12 protein-coding genes are annotated in these 17,639 nt (G+C 70.3%); 9 read left to right on the plus strand and 3 right to left on the minus strand.

Translation table 11 applies throughout. The features are described from left to right. Positions 1–196: 196 nt before the first annotated feature. Entirely contained in the window at positions 197–1,318 is a 1,122-nt protein-coding gene (locus tag LK06_RS00645) for a GNAT family N-acetyltransferase (protein WP_052318978.1), read from the minus strand. A gap of 929 nt (positions 1,319–2,247) precedes the next feature. Here LK06_RS00645 and LK06_RS00650 point away from each other — a divergent pair. From LK06_RS00650 to LK06_RS00660, 3 genes are all read left to right on the plus strand, one after another. Continuing rightward, positions 2,248–4,440, plus strand: coding sequence for a glycoside hydrolase family 31 protein (locus tag LK06_RS00650; protein ID WP_411572782.1), 2,193 nt, complete (start codon positions 2,248–2,250; stop codon positions 4,438–4,440). Between the two features lie 130 nt (positions 4,441–4,570). Continuing rightward, entirely contained in the window at positions 4,571–5,785 is a 1,215-nt protein-coding gene (locus tag LK06_RS00655; protein ID WP_052269895.1) for a carbohydrate-binding protein, read from the plus strand. Positions 5,786–6,046: 261 nt separating this feature from the next. After that, the gene (locus LK06_RS00660) at positions 6,047–6,508 is read left to right on the plus strand and encodes a hypothetical protein (protein WP_039652282.1); all 462 of its coding nucleotides are present in this window, start codon (positions 6,047–6,049) and stop codon (positions 6,506–6,508) included. Positions 6,509–6,722: 214 nt separating this feature from the next. Here the strand turns inward: LK06_RS00660 and LK06_RS00665 are convergent, their stop codons facing one another. Both LK06_RS00665 and LK06_RS00670 read right to left on the minus strand, forming a co-directional pair. Next, positions 6,723–10,097: a pyruvate carboxylase gene (locus tag LK06_RS00665; protein ID WP_039652280.1), complete on the minus strand. Its 3,375-nt coding sequence runs from the start codon at positions 10,095–10,097 to the stop codon at positions 6,723–6,725. A 108-nt stretch (positions 10,098–10,205) separates the two neighbouring features. Continuing rightward, complete coding sequence (locus LK06_RS00670) at positions 10,206–11,189, minus strand: hypothetical protein (RefSeq protein ID WP_234367315.1); 984 nt, start codon at positions 11,187–11,189, stop codon at positions 10,206–10,208. A gap of 622 nt (positions 11,190–11,811) precedes the next feature. Between LK06_RS00670 and LK06_RS00675 the strand changes: the two genes are divergently transcribed. From LK06_RS00675 to LK06_RS00700, 6 genes are read left to right on the plus strand one after another with little or no spacing between them, the layout of a single operon-like run. Continuing rightward, a complete protein-coding gene (locus tag LK06_RS00675; protein ID WP_043407928.1) occupies positions 11,812–13,473 on the plus strand; it encodes a sensor histidine kinase in 1,662 nt (553 codons plus the stop codon). Continuing rightward, positions 13,470–13,877 (plus strand): roadblock/LC7 domain-containing protein, encoded by a 408-nt coding sequence (locus tag LK06_RS00680; protein WP_039652276.1) that lies wholly within the window; start codon positions 13,470–13,472, stop codon positions 13,875–13,877. Before LK06_RS00675 ends, LK06_RS00680 begins: the two co-directional genes overlap by 4 nt. A gap of 26 nt (positions 13,878–13,903) precedes the next feature. After that, entirely contained in the window at positions 13,904–14,251 is a 348-nt protein-coding gene (locus LK06_RS00685; protein ID WP_039652401.1) for a DUF742 domain-containing protein, read from the plus strand. 13 nt (positions 14,252–14,264) lie between these two features. Further along, positions 14,265–14,858 carry a GTP-binding protein gene (locus tag LK06_RS00690; RefSeq protein WP_039652399.1) on the plus strand — a complete coding sequence of 198 codons (594 nt, stop codon included), beginning with the start codon at positions 14,265–14,267 and terminating at the stop codon, positions 14,856–14,858. Next, a complete protein-coding gene (locus LK06_RS00695) occupies positions 14,855–16,081 on the plus strand; it encodes a cytochrome P450 (protein ID WP_039652275.1) in 1,227 nt (408 codons plus the stop codon). The genes LK06_RS00690 and LK06_RS00695 overlap by 4 nt, the downstream gene beginning before the upstream one ends. After that, positions 16,078–17,304, plus strand: a complete 1,227-nt coding sequence (locus LK06_RS00700) for a cytochrome P450 family protein (RefSeq protein WP_043407926.1) — start codon at positions 16,078–16,080, stop codon at positions 17,302–17,304. Before LK06_RS00695 ends, LK06_RS00700 begins: the two co-directional genes overlap by 4 nt. Positions 17,305–17,639: the final 335 nt, after the last annotated feature.

A 17,639-nucleotide genomic window follows, 5' to 3' on the forward strand; every position in this document is an offset into this window, starting at 1 on the left:
CACGTGCTGGGGCGAGCGTCCGCCGCTTGACGAACTTTTGACGAGAACCTGTCAGTGCGGCAGGGTTCGACCGTGTCGCACCGATGGCCCCGGACCGGTCGACCGCGCCCGGGGGGCCGTTCGCCCTTGCCGCGACGGCAACCCCACACCACACCGCCCGCCCGGGAGCCACCCTCTCCGCCGACCGAGGACGGCGTCATCCCGACCGCGGACGACCCGTCCGGACGACGGTGGCCTCCTGACCGCGGGTGCGAACGGCGCCCATCGCCTTCAGCAACCGGTCGGCCGGATCGCGCAGCCACGGACGGGCCAACACCGTGTTCCGCAGGCCGCGCACGGGTCCCCGCCACAGCCGCCGGGCGATCGCCGCCGGGTGCGGCCGGGCGACGAAACCCTCACCGACCCGCAGTTCACGGGTCTTCAGCCAGTCCTTGTACTCCTTGTCGCCGCGTCCGAGGTCGACAAGGGTCACTCCGTGCCGGGCAGCTGCCTCGGCAGTCCGCAAGTGCATCATCAACCCAGGTGAATAGGAGGGAAGTTCGGGGTCGTACGCGGTGAACCAGGCCGCCAGCACGGTACTCGAACGGGGGCCGAAGTGGGCCGCGACCGGCCGGTCGCCCGCGTACAGCACGGACAGCACCCCGGTGAAGTGTTCCTCGCGGATATGGAAGAGATGGCCGACCAGGCCGACGATCCACGACCGGGAGAACCGGTCCATCCGGCCGGTCCTGCGGTACTGCGCAGACTTCCACCGCATGAGCGTGCGCAGCGCCTCCGGGTCGCGCTCGTCGAACACGAACCGCACTTCGCCGATGTCCCGACCGAGTCGCCGCTCCTTCTTCAGCGTCGTCCGGGCCAGCCCCGGGTAGGTGCTGCGCAGCCACTCGGGGTATCTTCCATCGCCGGGCTTCACGTCGATCACCGGCGAGGCGAAGGTGCCCGTCACATGGGGCTCGAACGGCCGCTGTTCCTGGACGAGGTGGTCGAACTCGAAGATGCTGAGCCCGCAGGCCCGCAGCAGTTCCTCCGCCCGCCAGGTGACCCCGGGCCGGTGGACGAGGGCCTGACAGTCGGACAACCCGAGACCAACGGCCCGGCCAGTGCCGAACGGCCCCCGTTCGTACGGGAGAAAACCGACCGGCTCTCCGCCCTCACGCAGAACCGCCACCCGCGTCCCGCTCCGGAAATGGCCGACCCCGAGCGCGAACTCCGGCGCAAGGAACGGATTGGCATATTCGGGCGACTCATCCATCGCCCGACGCCAGGCCCCGAGCAGCTCGGGTGTCAGCTCGCCGGGTCTGTGGGTGGTGATCCGCACCTCAGCTCAACCGCCCTTCGGCCGGCTCCGTGGGCGGCGTGCCAGAGGCAGCGCACCCGAGAGAGGCGTACGGATCACGACTGGTGGATCGCATGGGCGACCCCTCCCCCCATGACGCGCCGGGCGCGTCCTTCCTCTGGTTCCGATGTCCGCCGACCCAGCCGTGCCTACTGCGATCGACGGCCGGGATCCCGAACCCGTGGGACACGGCTCAAAGTTCGCGAAACAGCGCGCACGCTGTCAAGGGTGCCTCGGGCGACCGAAAGCCCCTGCGGGTCGGCGGGCACCGGACCGGGCTCACACCGGGCGACATGCGCGCCAGTACCTCTCCTACCGGATCGCACCTCCTGCATATTGACATGCCCCTGCCTTAACCTTGAGGCTGCATGCGTGAAGTTGCTCAATTAGAGCTATTTTCAATCGCTTCCAAGCAAGATTGCGAGAGATCACCGTCGATCCGTGAGTATGCGAGGGGAGCTGTTCCGCCCGTGCGAAGACTCCGACACCGCGTGCCATGGCCGGTCTGCATTCCGCTGGGGCTGGTGGCCGCGCTGACGGCAACCGTGCTCGCCGCCCCGGCGCCCGCCGACGCCGCCACCGGTGCCGTACTGGACCCCGCTCACAGCAACGTGGAATGGCACAGCCCGGTCTATCCCCGGGGCACCGGAGGGGGCCCGGAAAGCTGTCCCGACGCAGCGGCCGACCCGGACAACAAGGTGTGCGACCGCTTCGACCTGACCGTCTCGGTACCGGACGGCTACTGGGATGACAACCCCGAGGGTGGCGTTCCGCTGTCGGTCCGATGGGAACACCCCACGGACGACTTCGATGTGTACGTCTACGACGACCGCGGCAAGCAGGTGGCCTCCAGCGCCGGGACCGCCGACCCGGAGGCAACGGTGATCCCACGGGCCTCGGGCACGTACCGCGTGGTCGTGGTGCCCTACGAGGTACACGGCAACTCCTTCACCGGCGCCGCCTATCTGCCTGCCACCACGGACGCCGGTGACCTCACCTCGTTCTCGGGCGGTCGCGGCAGCTACACCATCCGGGCCGGACGGCTCAAGGCCCGCGTCGACTTCCTGACCGGAGGCCAACTCAGGCTCCAGGCCGACCCAACCGGCTCGCTCAGCGACCCGGCCGGTACCGCCATCGTGCGCAAGCAGCCCGCCCTCCAGCGGCACACCTCGTCCTTTGATACGGGTGACTACTACGGCATCCGCTCTCCGCAAGCCGTCCTGCGCGTCTACAAGGAGCCGCTGCGGTTCGGGCTGTACAAGCCCGACAACCGCACCCGGATCTGGCAGGAGGACAAGCCGCTACGCTGGTCGACCGGCGGCATGCGGCAGAGCCTGATGCGCGGCAGGGACGAGCAGTTCTTCGGCGGGGGCGAGCAGAACGGCAGCTTCTCGCACCGTGGGCAGACGATGTACGTGGCCAACAGCTTCGACTGGAACGAGGGCGGCTACAACAACTCCCAGCCGTTCTACCTGTCCAGCGCCGGCTACGGCGTCTTCCGCAACACCTTCGCACCGGGTGTGTACGCCTTCGGCTCGCCGGTGACGACGGGTCAGCAGGAACGGCGCCTGGATGCCTACTACTTCCTCGGCGACGCCAAACAAGTGATCGACACGTACACAGCGCTGGTGGGCAAGCCCTTCATGCCTCCCCTCTACGGTCTCGAACCCGGCGACTCCGACTGCTATCTCCACAACGCCAACCGGGGTGAGCGGCACACCCTGGATGCGCTGAAGATCGCCGACGGATACACCAAGCACCGGATGCCGCTCGGCTGGATGCTGGTCAACGACGGCTACGGCTGCGGGTACGAGAACCTGACGCGGACCGCGCAGGGGCTGCACGAGCACCACGCCCAGCTCGGACTGTGGACCCAGGACGGCATCGACCGACTGGCCGATCAGGTGAGGGCGGGGCAGCGGGTGGCCAAGCTGGACGTGGCCTGGGTGGGAAACGGCTACAAGTTCGCACTGGACGCCTGTGACTCGGCGAAGAAGGGGATCGAGGACAACAGCGACGCACGCGGCTTCGTCTGGCTACCGGTGTCCTGGGCGGGCGCCCAGCGCTGCGGCGTGCTGTGGAGCGGCGACCAGAAGGCGTCCTGGGACTACATACGCTGGCAGATCCCGACCTACGCCGGGGCGACCATGTCCGGCATCGCGTACAACACCGGTGACGTGGGCAGCATTTACCGGCACGACGCCAAGATGTACACCCGCGACCTCCAGTGGAAGGCTCTGTTGCCGACCATCATGACGATGGACGGCTGGGCCAGCGACCTCACCACCGGCAAGCCCGCCGACCAGCAGCCCTGGCTCGACGGCGAACCGTACACCTCCGTCAACCGCACGTACCTGCAGCTGAAGGAACGGCTGCTGCCCTACATGTACACCCTGTCCGCCGGCGCGTCGAAGACGGGCGTGGGTGCGGTACGCCCCCTGTGGCTGGAGTACCCGGACGACCCCGGCACCCTCAGCAAGAACGCCACGTACGAGTTCCTGTCAGGCCCCGACTTCCTGGTGGCACCGGTCTACCGGGACACCGACACCCGGGACGGCATCTATCTGCCCAAGGGCACGTGGACCGACTACTGGACCGGCCGCACCTACCGGGGGCCGACGACGTTGAACGGCTACCACGCCCCGCTGGACACACTCCCGCTGTTCGTGCGCGAGGGCGCGATCATCCCCATGTGGCCCAAGGGAACGATGAGTTGGCAGACCCGCGACCGGCACGAACTCGACTGGGACCTGTACCCGGCGGCTCGCGGCACGAGCCACTACCAGCTGTACGAGGACGACGGCGTGAGCCGTGACTTCGCCAAGGGCGCCGCCGCCACCCAACGGGTGTCGATGCACGCCGGCGCCAGGGTGACGACCCTGCGGATCGGCGCGAGCCGAGGCGCCTACGCCGGCAAGCCGGACGCGCGGGCGTACCGGTTCACCGTGCACGGCACGTCCGCGCCCACGCGCGTCCTGTTCGCCGGGCGTCGACTGCCGCGCTCCGCCTGGTCGTACGACGCTGGCCGCGGCATCACCACCGTCACCACGCCCAACGTGCCGCTCGACCGCGGCTTCAACCTGCGACTAGTCAACAGGAGGTAAAGAGCGCGTATGGTCTAGTCCAAGTACCGTGTTGGTCTAGTCCAATCTATTGACGTGGCCGCAACAGCTCCCGGAGGGTGGGGCTCCCCGTTCTGGGGCTCTCCCCACCCCACCCTCTGGAGGCACGACCATGAGACGTCTTCGGGCCTGTCTGGGCGCGGCAGCCGCTGTCACGCTCGCCGCCGCGGGCACGACCGCGCTGGCTGCGAGCAGCGCCTCGGGCGCGACCAGCGCACTGGGCGACCGCTGGTACGCCGCCGCCCCCTACCTGATGCCGCTGGACAACGACCCGCCGGACCCGGCCGCCATCATGGACGCGACCGGCCTCAGGGCCTTCCAACTGGCCTTCATCCTCGCCCCCAACGGCGGCGGCTGCACTCCGACGTGGGGCGGCACGGCGTCCGTCTCCTCGGACACCGCCGTGCAATCGGTCATCGACACCATCCGCGCCAAGGGCGGCGACGTCTCCGTCTCCATCGGCGGGTACGGCGGCACCAAACTCGGTCAGACCTGCACGGACGCAGCTGCCACGGCGGCGGCCTACCAGCAGGTGATCACCAAGTACGGGCTGCATGCCATCGACTTCGACCTGGAGGAGCCGGAGTACGAGAACAGTGCGGCCATCAAGAACGAGATCGGCGCCGCGAAGATCCTCCAGCAGAACAATCCGGGCCTGTACGTGTCGGTGACGACACCCGGCACGGCAGACGGCACCGGCTGGTTCGGCAAGCAGATGCTGCTGGAGGCCAAGTCACAGGGGTTCACTCCGAACAACTTCTCCATTATGCCGTTCGACGGCGGCTTCAACGGGGCGGCGAGCCAGACCAGCGCACTCACCAAGTTCAACTCGATCCTGCAGTCCACTTTCGGCTGGGACCAGGCGACCGCCTACGCCCACGAGGGCTTCTCCGGTATGAACGGCCGCAGCGACACGGGCGAGTACTTCACCCAGGCCGACTTCCAGACCGTGCTGGACTACGCGACGAGCCACCACATGGACCGGTTCACGTTCTGGTCGCTGAACCGGGACCGGCAGTGCACCCCGGCCGACAACGGGGGCCGCACCTCCGGCACGTGCTCCAGTGTGCCCCAGGACTCCTGGGACTTCGCCAGGTACTCGGTGACGTTCGCCGGGGTCACCCCACCCCCCACCACCCCGCCGCCCACCCCGACCCCGACCCCGGCCCCGACCTCCTGCAAGACCTCCTGGAATTCGACGACGGTCTACACGGCCGGGGACGAGGTCTCGTACGCCAAGCACAACTGGAAAGCCAAGTGGTGGACCCGGAATGAGGTACCAGGCGCCTCGGAATGGGGTCCGTGGCAGGACGAGGGCACCTGCTGACCCGACGGGCGGTTTCCAGGGGCCTCTTTCTGGGGCCTCTTTCTGGGGGTCGGGATGCGTTCGGCACGACGTGGCCCGATGCGTCCTCGGTCCCCGGGACGGCCGCCGAGCGCACCCGCGCCACGTTCCTCGGGGCCGCTCGTCCATGCGACCCCTCCTCGGGCCGACACCGCGCCCGACCTGCGCGACTGGTGCAAATCGCGGGACGGTCGTAGCGTCGAGTGGACGCGGTCGGACACGGCACGACGGGTGGTAGCGGCCATGCGCAGATCACTGGTGGGAACAGCGGTCACCCTCGCGGTGGGAACCTTGCTGACAGCGGCCATGACGACGGCCTCGGCCAGTCCCGGGGCCGCAGCCACGCCGACTCCCGAGGTCAGAGTCCCGCGGCCGGTCCTGGTCGACTGCCTGTGGCACCAGGACGTCCGCCCCGCCGATTTCATCCTGGCCTGCGGCGACGGCAACAGCCGTCTGACCGGACTCCACTGGGCCCAGTGGGGTCCCCGGGAGGCCACGGCCATCGGCATGAACGTGGTCAACGACTGCAAACCGTACTGCGCGGCTGGCACCTTCCACGCCTACCCGGTGATCGTCCGCCTCGACGACCCGATGCCGTGGAAGAAGCACCCGGACGTCCAGCACTACACCCGTATGAGTCTCATCTACACCGACGCCCGCCCGGAGGGTTTCGGGCACGTCATGACCTATCCCCTCTGGGACTGACGACGGCCCTCTGTACCTGACGACCCGGCCGGACGTCACCCGGGCGCTCCCCCGTCGGACGCCGGCAGCCGGGTCTGGGTCGGTCGACCGGACCCGGCTGCGGCCACCAGTGGCCCGCGTGGCGTCCGGAATCGTGTGTCTCCTGCGCGGCGCGCCGCGGGCGGAAACCACCGCCCCGCCCGCGGCGGCCGGGTGCTCCACCGGCGGGCAGGTGTCAGGAGATCTCGGCCAGCAGGTCGCCGCCCTCCACCTGCTGGATCCGGTTGATGGCCAGTCGGGCCACCCGGCCCGCCTTCGGAGCGGTGATCGTGGCCTCCATCTTCATCGCCTCGATGGTGGCGATCGTGGCACCGGCCGCCACCTCGTCGCCCTCGGCGACGGCCAGGGTGACGACCCCGGCGAAGGGCGCCGCGACGTGGCCGGGATCGGACCGGTCGGCCTTCTCCGTCACCGGCACGTCGGAGGCTGCCGCCCGGTCGCGGACCTGGATGGGGCGCAGCTGACCGTTGAGCGTGGACATCACGGTGCGCATACCGCGTTCGTCGGCCTCACCGACCGCCTGCAGTTCGATCAGCAGCCGGACACCGGGCTCCAAGTCGACGGCGTACTCCTTGCCCGGGCGCAGACCGTAGAAGAACGCCTTGCTGTCCAGCACGCTGGTGTCGCCGAAGCCCTGGCGGTGTGTCTCGAACTCACGGGTCGGGCCGGGGAACAGCAGGCGGTTGAGGGTGGCTCGACGGTCCTTCGCCAGTCCCTCACGGTCCGCGTCGGACAGCTCGGGGCCAGGCCTGGGCGCGGCACGTCCCTGGAGGGCCTTGGTGCGGAAGGGCTCGGGCCAGCCGCCGGGCGGGGTGCCCAGCTCGCCGCGAAGGAAGCCGATCACCGAATCGGGGATGTCGAACCGGTCGGGCGTCGCCTCGAAGTCCGCTGGAAAGACTCCGGCACCCACCAGGTGCAGGGCGAGGTCCCCGACCACCTTGGACGACGGGGTGACCTTCACCAGACGGCCGAGGATGCGGTCGGCGGCGGCGTACATGGCCTCGATGTCCTCGAAACGGTCGCCGAGGCCGAGGGCGACCGCCTGGGTGCGCAGGTTGGACAGCTGCCCGCCGGGGATCTCGTGGTGGTAGACGCGGCCGGTCGGGGAGGCGAGACCCGCCTCGAATGGGGCGTAGATCTTCCGCACGCCCTCCCAGTAGGGTTCCAGGTCGCCGACCGCCTGGAGGTCGAGGCCGGTGGGCCGGTCGGAGTGGTCCGTGGCGGCGACCAGCGCCGACAGCGACGGCTGCGAGGTCGTCCCGGCCATGGAGGCGACCGCTCCGTCGACTGCGTCGGCGCCCGCCTGGACCGCGGCGAGGTAGGTGGCGAGCTGTCCGCCCGCGGTGTCGTGGGTGTGCAGGTGCACCGGCAGGTCGAACTCGCGGCGCAGTGCCGAGACGAGTCGGGCGGCGGCCGGCGCGCGCAGCAGGCCGGCCATGTCCTTGACGGCGAGGACGTGGGCGCCCGCCGACACGATCCGTTCGGCCAGGCGCAGGTAGTAGTCGAGGGTGTAGAGGCGCTCGGACGGGTCGTTGAGGTCCGCGGTGTAGCAGAGTGCGACCTCCGCGATCGCCGTCCCCGTCTCCCGTACGGCGTCGATGGCGGGCCGCATCTGGTCAACGTCGTTGAGGGCGTCGAAGATGCGGAAGATGTCGATGCCGGTGGCGGCGGCCTCCGCCACGAAGGCGTCGGTGACCTCGGTCGGGTACGGGGTGTAGCCAACGGTGTTGCGGCCCCGCAGCAGCATCTGGAGGCAGATGTTGGGCACCGCCTCGCGCAGGGCGGCCAGCCGCTCCCAGGGGTCCTCGGCGAGGAAGCGCAGCGCGACATCGTAGGTGGCGCCGCCCCAGCATTCCAGGGAGAGCAACTGCGGCAGGGTGCGGGCGACCACCGGGGCGACAGCCACGAGGTCCTTGGTGCGCACCCGGGTGGCGAGGAGGGACTGGTGGGCGTCGCGGAAGGTGGTGTCGGTGACGCCGATGGTCGGGGACTCGCGCAGCTGGCGGGCGAAGCCCTCGGGCCCGAGGTCCACGAGGAGCTGGCGGGAGCCGGCGGGCGGCTCGCCGGCGGGCAGCGGGGGCAACTTGGTCAGCGGATCGAGCAGGCCGGGGCGCTCGCCGTGCGGCTTGTTGACCGTCACGTCGGCGAGGTAGGTGAGCAGCTTGGTGCCGCGGTCGGCGGAGGAGCGGGCGGTGAGCAGGTGCGGTCGCTGCTCGATGAACGAGGTGGTGACCTTCCCAGCACGGAAGTCGGGGTCGTCCAACACAGCTTGTAGGAAGGGGATGTTGGTGGCCACGCCGCGGATCCTGAATTCGGCGACGGCACGCCGGGCCCGGCCGATCGCGGCGCTGAGGTCCCGGCCCCGGCATGTGAGCTTGACCAGCATCGAGTCGAAGTGGGCGCTGATCTCGGTGCCGGCGTGGGTGGTGCCGCCGTCGAGGCGGATGCCGGAACCGCCCGGCGAACGGTAGGCGCTGATCCGGCCGGTGTCCGGCCGGAACCCGTTGGCGGGGTCCTCGGTGGTGATGCGGCACTGCAGGGCGGCGCCGCGCAGGGTGACCGTGTCCTGGGACAGACCGAGATCGGCGAAGGTCTCGCCGGCGGCGATCCGGAGCTGGGCCTGGACCAGGTCGACGTCCGTGACCTCCTCGGTAACGGTGTGCTCGACCTGAATGCGGGGGTTCATCTCGATGAAGACGTGGTTGCCGTCCTGATCGAGGAGGAATTCCACCGTGCCCGCGTTGCGGTAGCCGATCTCGCGGGCGAACCGCACGGCGTCTGCGCAGATCCGCTCGCGCAGTGCGGGATCGAGTCCGGGGGCGGGGGCCAACTCGATGACCTTCTGGTGGCGGCGCTGCACCGAACAGTCCCGCTCGAAGAGGTGCATGACGTCGCCCGTCCCGTCCGCGAGGATCTGCACCTCGATGTGCCGGGGGTCCACGACGGCCTTCTCCAGGAAGACGGTCGGGTCACCGAACGCGGACGCCGCTTCGCGGGAGGCAGCCTCGATGGACTCGCGCAGCTGGGCGGGGTCTTCCACGCGCCGCATACCTCGCCCGCCGCCGCCCGCGACCGCCTTGACGAAGACGGGAAAGCCGATCTCCGGGGCGGCGCGCTCCAGTTCGTCCACGTCGGTGGAGGGCGCGGACGAGCCGAGCACGGGTACCCCGGCCGCCCGGGCGGCGGCGACCGCGCGAGCCTTGTTGCCGGTCAGTTCCAGTGTGGCCGCGGACGGACCGACGAAGGTGATGCCCGCCTCCTCGCAGGCACGGGCCAGCTCAGGGTTCTCGGAGAGGAAACCGTAGCCCGGGTAGACGGCGTCCGCGCCGGCCCGGCGGGCGGCACCCACGATCTCCTCGACGGAGAGGTAGGCACGCACCGGATGGCCCTGCTCCCCGATCTCGTACGCCTCGTCGGCCTTGAGCCGGTGCAGCGAATTGCGGTCCTCGTGCGGGAACACGGCGACGGTGCGCGCGCCGAGTTCGTAGCCCGCCCGGAACGCGCGGATCGCGATCTCTCCACGGTTGGCGACCAGCACCTTGCGGAACATCCTGGATTCCCTTCAGCCTGCCGGCGACGAACACTCCGGGTCAGCCACGCCCTGCCGTAGCTGGCGGCAACCCTAGGGGGTGGTCGCACAGTCGACGTGCGAAAACCATCACATTGATGGGGTGGGGGGCGCCACAGTGGCGCGCCGTTCCCGGTCGGTCGGAAGGCCGGCCGTCCGCGGCGGGGGTTGCGACCGCTGCACCGGCGCGGCCTCGGACCAACGTTCGGACGGCGTGGCGGAAACGTGAGGTGGGGTGGGCGCGGGGGCGCTGGACACGGTGGCCACGGGACGGTCGTTGACCGCCGGGACGGCGGACCGCTGGGGCACGGTGTTCGGCCGGGCTGCTGGTACGGCCTTCCAGGCCGTCCCTGCGGTGTTCCGGCCGGGCCACGAGGCCCGGGCCAACACCAGAGCCCCCACCTGCTCCCGGCGGCCACGCAGCAGCCCGAGGACGATGGCCGCGCCCACCGCGATCAGGTGCTCACGACCGGCCAGATTGGGGACGGCGACGGACTCCCACACCATGGAGCCACCGGTCAGTGTGAACACCACGGGTGCCCGCTTGATGACCGAGATGTAGGTGAACAGCCCCACGACGGCCGCTGAGGGGCCGGTGTCGAGCACCTGTCCGCACGCAGGCGGCAGCCCAAGTCCCCACCAGCCGGGCCCCAGGGCGATCATCAGGCGGGCGGTGAGGGTCCCGGCCACAGTGGTGGCGTAGGCGATCGCCAGGGTTCGGGGACGGCCCAGGATCAGTTCCGCGAGCGCGAAGGCCAGGAAGAGCTGGGTGATGCCCGCCCACACGGGCAGATCGAGCGCCGGGACGTACAGCGACACGGGGGTGCGCAGCAGGGACATCCACAGTGGCAGGTCGGCTGTGACACCGCCGAGCCGGCGCACCCAGACCGCTCCGAGCGGGTGCTGGGCGATGTCGTGGAAGAAGATGACGCCGAACGCGGCCACGAACGCCAGCAGCAGTCCGGACAGTCCGCGCCTGGCGAGCCGTTGGATGGGGTCGACGACGATGGCGCGCCACTCGGCTCGTAGGGTGCGTCCGGTGAACCGGGCGAATCGCACGAGAGTCGAGCCCAAGCGCTCGCTTCGCCCTTCAGTCGTCATGAGGCACGGCAGCCCATCGCCTTCGGTTCCCGGTCACCCGCATCGCCCCCTTCGCCTCGGCTCCGGCCGTTCCGGCAGGGTGAGGCGTTTCCCGTCGTCTGTCCACTTCAGGCGTCATCGTATAGATGTACGAATACCTCCCTTCCGGCCCACCCCCGTGCGGTATCCGTGTCGGCGCGTCCCGGCCGGTGACAGTTCAGCGAGCCGGGAGGCGGGAGTCAAGATCCTTTACCGGCCTACCGTGATGTGGGAAGGCCCACAGGTGGACCGGGCGGAAACCACCGACCGCAAGGCAACCTCCACCTCGTCCGGACCGTCCGTTCGCATTGACTCCCGCCGGCCGTTCAGCCCCTGCACCCCTACGCGGAGCGGGGGCACATGTCCCGGAGCAACCGATTCACCCGGTTCATCACCAACACGCCTATATGGGCGCCCAATTCATGGAACGAGTGCGGAACCTTTCTGTTTCGATCACGAACTCTCGTATAGTGACCGCCAGTTCGCCACCAAGTGTCACGTCCCGTCATCGGGACGTTCCTACCCCGCCCATGCCCCCGCACGTGCCCGTATCTGCCGCAAGGACCAGACCGGACTGATGAACGCGCCCACCGATCCCGGCGACCGCCCTTCCCTCCGTACGTTCGTCCCTGTCCTCGCCGTAGCCGCCACGCTGTCGGCACTCGTGGTCTACGCCGCTGTCGCGGCGGCTCCGGCCCCGGTACGCGCCCCGCTGGCCTGGGGCGGAGGTGCCGCGGCGGTAGTACTCAGCGCGGCCGTGGCCACGGCCGCGCACGCCCTGCGGACCGGGCGGGCCGCCCGGCACCGGCTAGCCGGCGTCACCCAGGACATCGGACGGCTGTTGCAGCAACAGGCCCGTGCAACCGAGGAGGCGCGCCAGGAACGGCTGCGGCTCACTGACGAACTCACACGTCAACGTGGCGAGTTCGCCGCTACCTGGGCGGCCGAACGCGCCCGCCTGGAGCAGCAGGACGCGGTGGAGGCCGAGCGCCTCCACCGAGAGAACTCATACCTGGCGAGCGAGCTGGAGCAGGCCCGGCGGGAGCGGGACGCAGCGATCTCCGCGACCTCCAACGCCGCTGCCCGGATGCAGGCACTGGCCACGGCCATGCTGGCCGACCTGCGCGCGATGGAGGAGCGGCACACCGACGAGGACGTCCTCGCCGACCTCCTCCATCTCGACCACCGCACCGCCCAGGCCGGCCGGCTCGCCGACTCCATCGCCGTGCTGACCGGGGCACGTTCGGGCCGCCGTTGGGCACGGCCCATCGGCATGGAGTCAGTCCTGCGTGGTGCGATGGGCCGGATCGCCGGCTACCGTCGGGTGCGGTTGCACTCGGTCAGCGAGACCGCCGTCGCCGGGCACGCCGCTGAGGGCGTGATGCACGCACTGGCCGAACTCCTCGACAACGCCGCCAACTTCTCACCGCCGACCGCCGAGGTCCACGTCTATGTCGAGGAGGTACCGGCCGGGGTCATCGTTTCCGTGGAGGACAGCGGCCTGGTGATGGGCGAGGTACAGCTGCGTCGCGCCGAGCGGGCGGTGTCCGGTGACGTCTCCGGACTGGGTGGCCTGACCGGCACTCGACTCGGGCTCGCCGTGGTCGGCCGACTGGCCCGCAAGCACGGACTCAAGGTCTCCTTCCGACCCTCCGCGCGCGGCGGTACCGGCGTGCTGGTGCTGGTTCCGCAGGACATCCTCACCACCCCGGCCCCGGCCGAACGGGCCGCCGCGACGGCACGGCCGGTGGCCGCGAGTCCGGCCGGGGACCCGGTCACCGTCGAAGCTGCCCCGGCCCAGGAGTCCGACACGCCGGCGACGGAGATCGGCCCGGCCGGGCTACCCAGGCGGCGCCGGGGCCATACCCTCGCCGAGGCGGGACGCACCCGTAGGCCACACGACGACGACCAACGCCGCGCCCCCGACGCCGACGCGGGAAGGGCCCGGGCCGCCCGTTTCAGCAGCTTCCGCAAGGCCGTCCGGCCGACCGCATCCGGATCCCGGCAGGCCGGCCCCGAGCCGGCTCCGCCCACACCGGGCACCGCGCCCGGCGACCACGGCGCGAGCACCTCGCACAGCACCGCGCCGGACGGCCAGAGTGCCGAAGCCCCCCGAAGCGCCATGGGGTACGACCAAACGGCCTCACCCCGCGAGTCCGTTTCCCACACCGCCGAACACACTTCCCCGGCCACTTCTTCCCAACCGCACGCGCACCCGGAAGGCGACACCACTCCATGACCGGCCCGACCACCGCCGACGACAAGCTCACCTGGCTCCTGGAGGGCCTGCTGGAGAGGACCCCCGGCGCCCGGCACGCGCTCGTGCTCTCCCGGGACGGGCTGAAGCTGTGCCGTTCCCCGGAGCTGAGCGTCGACCAGGCCGACCAGCTCGCCGCGATCGCCGCCGGTATCCAGTCACTGTCGCACGGTGCGTCCATCGAGTTCGGCGACGGCACCGGCGGTGTGCGCTCGGCGATGACGGAGTTCTACGGCGGTGTGCTGTTCATCGTGGAGGCGGGCGCGGGCGCCCATCTGGCCGTCGTCACCGCCGAGGACGCGGACGCCGGGGTCGTCGGGCACAACATGAGCGAGCTGGTGGAGCAGCTCGGCGAGTATCTGACGGCCCTGCCCCGTACCTCATGAACCGGGCCGGTACGAACAGTCCTGGCATCAACCGCCCGGGCCGGGACGATGCTCCCGACCGTCTCTACACCATCACCCAGGGCCGCAGCCGGACCGACCCGGACAACCCCTTCGACCTGGTCACCCTGGTGGTCGCCGAATCGGCTCCGGCGGCCGGCATGCAGTCGGAGCACGTGGCGATCCTCGGCATGGCCCGGTACCCCACGTCGGTGGTGGAGATCGCCGCCGAGCTGCGGCTGCCGGTGAGCATCACCAAGGTGCTGCTGTGCGACCTGCTGGCATCGGGCCGCGTCAGTGCCCGGCATCCACACAGGCCGGCCATAACCGACCCCGACATCCTGGAGCAGGTGCTCGTTGGACTCCGCAACCTCTGACGTGCGCACCCCGTTGGGTGCCTCCGCCGATAACGGTTTCAAGATCGTGGTCGTGGGCGGCTTCGGTGTCGGCAAGACCACCCTGGTCCGCTCCGTCAGCGAGATCCGTCCCCTCAACACCGAGGAGATGATGACCCAGGCCGGCGAAACGGTCGACGACATCCGCCAGGTGAGCGGCAAGTCCGCCACCACGGTCGCCTTCGACTTCGGCCGAATCAGCCTGGACGCGCGCAATGTGCTGTACCTGTTCGGCGCGCCGGGACAGGAGCGGTTCTGGTTCCTGTGGGACCGGCTGTTCTCGGGCACGCTGGGAGCGGTCGTGCTGGTGGACACCCGCAGGATCGACGACTCCTGGTACGCGATCGACCGCCTGGAGCACCACGGCACGCCGTTCGTCGTGGCCTGCAACGACTTCGGCGGCCCCGTCCATGCCGGCGAGGACGTGCGCGACGCCCTCGACCTCGACCCGCAGGTGCCGCTGGTCGACTGCGACGCCCGCTCCCGCCAGTCGAGCAAGCAGGTCCTGATCACGCTGGTGCAGCACGTGAAGGACCGGTACGCCGACCCGTCCGCCAGGACGGGCCTGCCCCGACAGGAGTTCGTGTGACCACCCCCGACGCCGTCCCCCTCAACGGACCGCGGTTCCAGACCGAACCCGCCCGCCTGTACCGGGACATGCGGCGCGACCACGGCGCAGTGGTCCCGGTACTGCTCGACGGTGGCATCCCCGCTTGGCTGGTGCTCGGCTACCGGGAGCTGCACCAGGTGACCGGCGATCCGTCGTTGTTCAGCCGGGATTCGGAACTGTGGAACCAGTGGGAGAACATCCCCGCTGACTGGCCGCTGCTCCCGATGATCGGCCACCGGCAGCCGTCGATCCTCTACACGGTCGGCGAACGGCACCGGCAGCGCGCGGCGATGATCAGCGATGCGCTGGAGGCGGTGGACCCATTCGAACTCCGTGGTCAGGCCGAGCGGTTCGCGGACGAGCTGATCGACGCCCTGTGCACCGTCGGCGAGGCGGACCTCGTCACGCAGTACGCGATGCTGCTGCCGGTGCGGGTCCTCGCCCGGCTCTACGGTTTCCCGGACGCGGACGGGCCCGGCCTGGTCACCGCCCTCAACGACATGATCGACGGACGGGAGCGGGCCCTCGCCGGCCAGGCCCATCTGGCGACGTCCATGGGGCAGTTGCTCGCGGACCGGAAGAAGGAGCCCGCCGAGGACGTGGTGTCCCGGATGCTCGCCGACGACAGCGGGTTCAGCGACGAGGAGGTTGCCCAGGACCTGATGGTGATGATGGCGGCCGGGCACCAGCCCACCGCCGACTGGATCGGCAACTCACTACGGCTGATGCTGACCGACGACCGGTTCGCCGCCTCCTTGTTCGGCGGCCGGCACAGCGTCGCCGAGGCGATGAACGAGGTTCTCTGGGAGGACACGCCCACCCAGAACGTGGCCGGCCGCTGGGCCGCCCGCGACACCCACCTGGGCGGCCGGCGCATCCAGGCCGGCGATTTGCTGCTGCTCGGGCTGCAGGGTGCCAACTCCGATCCGCAGGTACGCACCGACGCCTCCGCGCTGACCGGCGGCAACAGCGCGCACTTCTCCTTCGGTCACGGCGAGCACCGCTGCCCGTTCCCCGCGCAGGAGATCGCCGAGGTGATCGCGCGGACCGGCATCGAGGTCGTCCTGGACCGTTTGCCGGACATCGACCTGGCGGTGCCGGCCGGGTCCCTCAGCCGTCGGCCCTCGCCCTGGCTGCGCGGGCTCAGCGAGTTGCCCGTGCGGTTCACCCCGACCCCTGCCCTGGGAGGCACAGCACGATGACGACCGGTAGCGCACCATCCCGGATCGCCCTCGACCCATTCGTCACCGACCTGGACAGTGAGAGCGCGGCGCTGCGCGCGGCCGGCCCGCTCGCCGCCGTCGAACTGCCCGGCGGGGTCCCGGTGTGGGCCGTCACCCACCACGCCGAGGCTAAGGCGCTGCTCACCGACCCGCGTCTGGTGAAGGACATCAACGTGTGGGGCGCCTGGCAGCGGGGCGACATACCCGCGGACTGGCCGCTGATCGGCCTCGCCAACCCTGGCCGCTCCATGCTCACCGTGGACGGTGCCGACCACCGCCGACTGCGTACGCTGGTCGCCCAGGCGCTGACCCCGCGCCGGGTGGAGCAGATGCGCGAGCGGATCGGCAAGCTCACCCGGGACCTGCTGGACGCGCTGCCCGCCGACGGCGAGGTCGTCGACCTGAAGGCGGCCTTCGCCTATCCGCTGCCCATGTACGTCATCGCCGACCTCATGGGGATCGAGAAGGCGCTGCTGCCCCGACTGAAGGTGCTGTTCGAGAAGTTCTTCTCCACCCAGACCCCTCCCGAGGAAGTCATTGCGACCCTCACGGAGTTGGCGCAGATCATGGCCGGGACGGTGGCGGCGAAGCGGGCGGAGCCGGGCGACGACCTGACCAGCGCGCTGATCCTCGCCTCGGAGAACGGCGACCGCCTGACGGACGAGGAGATCGTCTCCACGCTGCAGTTGATGGTGGCGGCAGGCCACGAGACAACGATCTCCCTGATCGTCAACGCCGTGGTGAACCTCTCCACGCATCCCGGTCAGCGCGACCTGGTGCTGGCCGGCAAAGCCGACTGGTCGGCCGTGATCGAGGAGACCCTGCGCTGGTCCACACCGACCTCGCACGTCCTGATCCGGTTCGCGGCGCAGGACGTACCGGTCGGTGACAAGGTGATCCCGGCCGGGGACGCGCTCATCGTGTCGTACGGCGCGATCGGCCGGGACGAGCAGGCGCACGGCCCGAGCGCCGGGGAGTTCGACATCACCCGCGAGAGCGGGAACCGCCACATCTCCTTCGGCCACGGCCCGCACGTGTGCCCCGGTGCCGCTCTGTCCCGTCTGGAGGCGGGGGTGGCGCTCCCTGCGCTGTACGCCCGATTCCCCCGCCTGGATCTGGCGGTCCCTCCCACGCAGCTGCGCAACAAGCCCGTGGTCACGCAGAACGACCTGTACGAGCTGCCGGTACGGCTGAACCCGTAGCGCCCCCACACGGAGCGCCCGTTGGCATCGGCGGCGCTCCGACTCGTGGCGTCGCGCAGGGACGCGGCTGCCGGCCGGTCCGCTACCGGTAGGTCCGGAAACTGACGGGGCGGCTTGTCCCCGTCCCGTCCGGTGTCTTGCGGGACACCTGACGGGACGGGGAGAGGGGTGCGACCCTGACCCTGCGGTCGCCATGGGGGTGCGTCAGTGCGAGGTCCGCGCCAGCACCAGGGCGAGGACCGGACCGGTCACGGCCGCCACCTACACGAGCGGGCCGACGACCGCCTTCACGACTGCCTGCTCTCCGGACGCCTCCGGCGAGGTAGTGGGCGACC

It is taken from the genome of Streptomyces pluripotens, assembly GCF_000802245.2.
GTDB lineage: Bacteria > Actinomycetota > Actinomycetes > Streptomycetales > Streptomycetaceae > Streptomyces > Streptomyces pluripotens.

Bases quoted from the DNA above. Each gene is read 5' to 3' on its own strand.
- LK06_RS00675 (WP_043407928.1), top strand. From the start codon at position 11,812: ATGAACGCGCCCACCGATCCCGGCGACCGCCCTTCCCTCCGTACGTTC.
- LK06_RS00700 (WP_043407926.1), top strand. From the start codon at position 16,078: ATGACGACCGGTAGCGCACCATCCCGGATCGCCCTCGACCCATTCGTC.
- LK06_RS00680 (WP_039652276.1), top strand. From the start codon at position 13,470: ATGACCGGCCCGACCACCGCCGACGACAAGCTCACCTGGCTCCTGGAG.
- LK06_RS00655 (WP_052269895.1), top strand. From the start codon at position 4,571: ATGAGACGTCTTCGGGCCTGTCTGGGCGCGGCAGCCGCTGTCACGCTC.
- LK06_RS00665 (WP_039652280.1), bottom strand. From the start codon at position 10,097: ATGTTCCGCAAGGTGCTGGTCGCCAACCGTGGAGAGATCGCGATCCGC.
- LK06_RS00660 (WP_039652282.1), top strand. From the start codon at position 6,047: ATGCGCAGATCACTGGTGGGAACAGCGGTCACCCTCGCGGTGGGAACC.